Raw genomic sequence first — 2,103 nt, forward strand, 5'->3', positions numbered from 1 at the left:
GGGCGTTCCGACCGCTATTACATCCGCGAATCCGAAATAGAAACGAATATTTCCGTAAGATTTTTGATTGATGCAAGCGGCTCAATGGATCACCAGGATGGGGTTTATAAAAAAATAGATTATGCCCGCTACCTCGCTGCTGCCTTGGCATATCTGGCCAATTCCCAGGGTGATGCGACAGGATTATATGTATTTCAGGATGGCGGTTTGTTCACGCTGGCTTCCCGTCAAGATTTCCAGCATCTTAACCGACTTTTCTATCATCTGGAAAGCATCAAGGCTGGCGGACATTTTACTAAGCCTGTCAATTATAAAGATATTTACACCGGCTCGCGGAAGAAGGAACTGTTGATATTTATCACAGACCTCTATCAGGAGAAAACCGAAATCCTCGACCTTCTGGATACACTAACCGCATTGAAAAATGAAGTGATCGTTTTTCACCTGATGGGAAGGAACGAGCTGGATCTTGATTTCAAAGGCTTTTCTGTGCTTGAGGACCTTGAAACCGGCGAGACCGTAAAGATTGATGCCGGTACATCCCGCAAGCAATACCAGGAAAATATGGCCCTGCATTTAAGCGCTATCCGCACCGAAATGCTCGACCGACATATTCACTACCGCATGATTGCGATGGATGAATTACCTGATCAGGCTTTACGCGATTTCCTGAACCAACGAAATAAAGTGAGAGGTTAAATGCTGCAGCTTCTCAATCCTATATGGCTTTTTGGCATCAGCGGAATTCTCATTCCCCTGATCATTCACCTGTGGAATATCAAGACCGGCAAAACATTAAAAGTCGGAAGCATCACCCTGATGGGCGAAAGCTCACGACAGAATTCGCGAAGCCTGAAGCTGATGGAGCTTCTCCTGCTTTTTTTAAGATGCCTTCTGATTATCCTGGTGTCACTTTTACTCGCCGAACCAGTCTGGAAAAGCCTGAATACCGCGCAGGAAAATAAAGACTGGATCCTGATTGAAAAGGATAGTTTCAGGGAGACTTATAACAACTTTAAGAGCGAAATAGATTCCCTGGCCGCCGCTGGAAAAGAACTGCACCTTTTTGAACCAGGCTTTACAGAGACCGGACTCGAAGAAATACTTCAGGACTCCACAGCAGCCGATACATCTGAGAAGCTTTCTTACTGGTCACTTGTCAGATTATTAGATAAACAAATCCCGCAAGGCTCCAAAGCATTTATTTATACTACTGACCGTGCCAGCAGATTCATGGGGCCACGGCCTTCAACTGCCACCGCTTTAAACTGGAAAACCTTCACACCTGCTGATTCCACATCGAAATGGATCGATCATTCCTACCTTAGCTCTACTGGTAACATAAGGGCAATTGTTTCGGAAAGCAACCCCGGTGGGACAGTAATTCAAACGCTTGACATCAGTCCGGGAGATGAAAGCGCCGGTGTCCAAACCAGCATTGCAAACGGTCAGCCGCAAGTGAAATTAAAAGAGCAAACAGTGATTGCCGACACCAGCACACTGACTATTGCGATTAATGCGCAAGGTTTTCCAAACGACGCGGGATATCTTCGCGCCGCTATCAGCGCCATTCAAAAATATACTTCCCGGAAAATAAAAATTGTTGGTCCCTCTTCAGAACAAGAGGTTCTTTTCTGGCTATCAGACAAAACCCTTCCGGGAAATATTAAGCCCGGAACCACAGTCTTCCAATACGCCAAAGGCAAAGCAATCCCTGCCAATACCTGGCTAAAGATGACCAAGGGCGCTGGCGATATGCAAACCGGAAATATCCCCGTACATAAAAGGATCAGCTATCCCGACAAGGCAAATGCGTTTGCGATCTGGGAAGACGGCTTCGGGAATGCTCTCCTTGATCTCAAAAAAACCAATGATAATGCTTTGTACACCTTCTACTCCCGCTTTGATCCTTCATGGACAGAACTGGTATGGAGTCCGGACTTTGTGAAACTTCTGATGCCTATTCTCGTCGATAAAAAACGAGATACATTTGAATGGGAATTAGATAAAAGGAGTCTTGGAGGGGAACAGTATTTACCAAACACAGTGGGGAGAGCTGAAAGTGGAAAGCTGAAAGCTGAAGAAAGCGAAGACCTTAAATAC

2 protein-coding genes are annotated in these 2,103 nt (G+C 45.6%); both read left to right on the forward strand.

The window, feature by feature from the left end; translation table 11 throughout:
• The coding region (locus WBJ10_RS02410; protein ID WP_424287956.1) for a DUF58 domain-containing protein at positions 1–699 on the forward strand (699 nt) is incomplete at its 5' end.
• Positions 700–2,103, forward strand: a 1,404-nt coding sequence (locus tag WBJ10_RS02415; RefSeq protein WP_424287957.1) for a BatA domain-containing protein, incomplete at its 3' end; no start/stop codon positions are given.

Source organism: Daejeonella sp. (assembly GCF_049655485.1).
GTDB lineage: Bacteria > Bacteroidota > Bacteroidia > Sphingobacteriales > Sphingobacteriaceae > Daejeonella.